Here is a 3,025-nt window from a genome sequence, read left to right as displayed (position 1 = left end):
GCCAGATAGATCGCGTCGTGACCCTTGCCGCAGCCGGGGACCAGCACGGTGCGCGGCGGCTTTGGCGCGTCCTGCTCGAAGAGCTCGCGCAGGGGAAGCAGGGCCTCTCCGAGGTCCCAGGGCAGTTCGCCGTCGCTGTAGAAGTTCTGCCAGAAATCCGCTTCGGGCATGATGTTTCTCCTTTGTACATGCGCGCCCTCGTTTGCCGGGATGGAGCGGGCGGCTAGGCTTGTCACTCTAGCCTGAAACGGAGGGGCAATCATGGACCTGGGACTTCAGGGAAAAGTGGCACTGGTGGGCGGCGCAAGTCGCGGCCTCGGATACGCGGCTGCGCTCGAACTGGCGCGCGAGGGCTGCAAGGTCGCTCTTTGCAGCCGGGACGCGGAAAAGATCAAGGCCGCCGCCGCGCGCATTGCCGAGGAAACCGGGAGCGCCGCCGCCGGCTTCGCGCTGGATCTGAATGACCCCGAGTCGCCCGCAAAACTCGTCGCAGCGGTGAGCGCGCAGCTCGGGCCCGTGGACATTCTCGTGCACAACACCGGCGGCCCGCCGGTCGGGAAGTTCGACAGCCTGAGCGTCGAGCAATACGAGTCGGCGCTCAACAACAATTTCCTCTCTGCGGTGCGCCTTGCCAAGGAAGTCGTGCCCGGCATGAAGCAGCGCGGGTGGGGGCGTATCGTCAACATCACGAGCATCTCGGTCAAGCAGCCCCTGCAGGGCCTCATGCTCTCGAACTGCTCGCGCACGGCGGTGGTGGGCTGGGCCCGCACGCTGGCGACCGAGGTCGCAGGCGCCGGCGTCACGATCAACAATGTCTGTCCGGGAACGATCTATACCGAGCGCACCGAGGAACTGGCCAGGGGCCGCGCGGGCCTCAACGGCACGACGCCCGAGCAGGAAATCGAAAAAGCCAAAGAAGAGATCCCGATGGGAAGGCTCGGCAAGCCCGAGGAACTCGCCGGGCTCATCGCTTTTCTCGCTTCGAATCGCGCGGCCTTCATCACCGGCACGACCATCCAGTGCGACGGCGGCGCGTTTCGGGGTCTCATGTAGAGAAAGCTGCGACAGAAGACGCGCGTGCTGCATCGAGAGGCAAAGGAGATCCCCATGGCTTCGAAGCGCGCGAGCGACAAACTGCTTTCCGAGATCCGGGCCTGCACGGCCTGCGAGGCGCACCTGCCCCACGGCGTGAATCCGGTGCTGAATTTTTCGGCTTCTTCGCGCGTGCTGCTTGTCGGGCAGGCGCCGGGGACGAAAGTACACGCCTCGGGCGTTCCCTGGGACGACGCCAGCGGCGAGCGGCTGCGCGCGTGGCTGGGGGTTTCCTCCGGGCAGTTCTACGAGCCGGACAACTTCGCCATCGTGCCCATGGGCTTTTGCTATCCGGGCAAGGGAAAGTCCGGCGACCTGCCGCCGCGCCCCGAGTGCGCGGAGCTGTGGATGGACTCCGTGCTCTCCCATCTTGGCGGCAGGCGGCTCACGCTGCTGATCGGCCAGTACGCGCAGGGGTATTTTCTGGAAGAGCGGGCGGAGAAAACACTTACGCAGACGGTGCAGAATTGGAAGAACTACGCGCCCGAATACTTTGTGCTGCCGCATCCCTCGCCGCGCAATAATATCTGGCTTCGAAAGAATCCCTGGTTTGAAGAGGCGCTCGTGCCCGCGCTGCAACGCGCGGTGAAGAAGGCGCTCAGAGATAGCCGTTGAGATAGAGCCACGCCTCGGTGCGCTGCATGCCTTCCTTGAGAGAGACTTTTGGTTCGTAACCGAGCACCTTGCGCGCTTTTGCGATGGAGTAGGGGTAGGGGCGCTGGAGGAACTTGATGGCCTCGGCGCTGCCGGGGGCTTTCTTCCCGAGCGCACCGAAAACTTTCTCGATCATCTCGAAGGCCGGGCGCGCAATCTTCGAGGGAATCGAACGCAGCTTCTTACGGCCGGCCATGCGTGAGAGATACCCGAAGTATTCAGCCCACGAAGTATCGCAGCCGTCGGTGAGGTTGAAGGGCTCGCCGGTGGCGTCCTTTTCAAGGGCCAGGAAAATCCCGTCGAGCAGGTTGTCCACGTAGACGTGATTCATGGTGCCGCGTCCGCCGTCGAAGAGGGCGAACTGACCGGCCTTCATCATCTGGAGCGGACGCAACACCCAGGGCGCCGAGCCCGGGCCGTAGACGTCGCCCGGGCGAATGATGATGACTTCCATGTGGCCGGGCTTGTGATATTCCATCGCGGCCGCTTCGCTCTCGATCTTTGTCTGGCAGTAGGGATTGTTCTCCCCGCGAAGCGGGCCTTCCTCGGTCACGTAGGGCGGGAACTTGAAGCCGTAGACCATGACCGATGACAGGTGCACGAAGCGCATCGCATCGGCTTCGAGCGCGGCGGCCGCGACGGTGCGCGTGCCTTCGACGTTGACCTTGCGGAAGAGCTCCATCGAGCCGCCTTCCTCGACCACGGCGGCGGTGTGAAAGACGACGTCGGCATCGGCGCACATCCGGGCGACGCGCTTTCCATCGTTGACGCTGCCGACGATCACATCGGCGCCCAGCGCGCGGGCGCGCCGCGCCGCCTCGGGCGAGAGGTCGAGGCCCTTCACGCTCATGCCGCGCTCGATCGCGCGCTCGGCCATGCGCAGGCCGATGAAACCGCCAATTCCCGTGATGGCAATGGTCTTGTCGGAGAGATCCATGGTGGCTCCTCGCTACCTGTCAGTCAGGGATGGAGCAAACACGGAAGACGGCGTTTTGGCAAGTGTGCGCGAATTTTTTCGTGCACGTGCACGTGTTCGTGAACGATGAGAGATTTTCAGGCGCTGACGCCACGATTCGCCGGCTCACTTCTCGCCCATGAAGTTCTTCCAGAGGCCTTCCATGGTGGTGTCGTAGATGCCGTTTTTCACTTCGTTGTAGGGGGTGATGTTGATGCCGCGCACCACGTAGCGTGAGCGCGGATCCGCGCTGCCGGGAACCGGGCAGTCGAGGATGTTGATGCAGGCCGGGTCCTGTTCGAGCTTGCCGTAGACGTGGGCGTC

5 protein-coding genes are annotated in these 3,025 nt (G+C 63.9%); 2 read left to right on the top strand and 3 right to left on the bottom strand.

The window, feature by feature from the left end:
- On the bottom strand, window positions 1-170 hold a 170-nt coding region (locus KDH09_05620), incomplete at its 3' end, for a thiol methyltransferase (protein MCB0219155.1).
- A gap of 91 nt (window positions 171-261) precedes the next feature.
- Between KDH09_05620 and KDH09_05615 the strand changes: the two genes are divergently transcribed.
- Window positions 262-1,053: an SDR family oxidoreductase gene (locus tag KDH09_05615; protein ID MCB0219154.1), complete on the top strand. Its 792-nt coding sequence runs from the start codon at window positions 262-264 to the stop codon at window positions 1,051-1,053.
- Between the two features lie 54 nt (window positions 1,054-1,107).
- Window positions 1,108-1,707 carry a uracil-DNA glycosylase family protein gene (locus tag KDH09_05610; protein MCB0219153.1) on the top strand — a complete coding sequence of 200 codons (600 nt, stop codon included), beginning with the start codon at window positions 1,108-1,110 and terminating at the stop codon, window positions 1,705-1,707.
- Here KDH09_05610 and KDH09_05605 read toward each other — a convergent pair.
- A complete protein-coding gene (locus KDH09_05605; GenBank protein MCB0219152.1) occupies window positions 1,691-2,683 on the bottom strand; it encodes an NAD(P)-dependent oxidoreductase in 993 nt (330 codons plus the stop codon). The two genes, KDH09_05610 and KDH09_05605, sit on opposite strands and share 17 nt — an antisense overlap.
- Before the next feature lie 144 nt (window positions 2,684-2,827).
- Window positions 2,828-3,025 (bottom strand): hypothetical protein (locus KDH09_05600; GenBank protein MCB0219151.1); only part of this gene is annotated, 198 nt, incomplete at its 5' end.

This window comes from Chrysiogenia bacterium, from assembly GCA_020434085.1.
GTDB lineage: Bacteria > JAGRBM01 > JAGRBM01 > JAGRBM01 > JAGRBM01 > JAGRBM01.
Note: the sequence above shows the minus strand (reverse complement) of the source record. Positions and strands in the feature narration are given on the sequence as shown.

Excerpts from the sequence above, each read along its gene's own strand:
- KDH09_05605 (MCB0219152.1), bottom strand. The coding sequence starts at position 2,683 with ATGGATCTCTCCGACAAGACCATTGCCATCACGGGAATTGGCGGTTTC.
- KDH09_05615 (MCB0219154.1), top strand. The coding sequence starts at position 262 with ATGGACCTGGGACTTCAGGGAAAAGTGGCACTGGTGGGCGGCGCAAGT.
- KDH09_05610 (MCB0219153.1), top strand. The coding sequence starts at position 1,108 with ATGGCTTCGAAGCGCGCGAGCGACAAACTGCTTTCCGAGATCCGGGCC.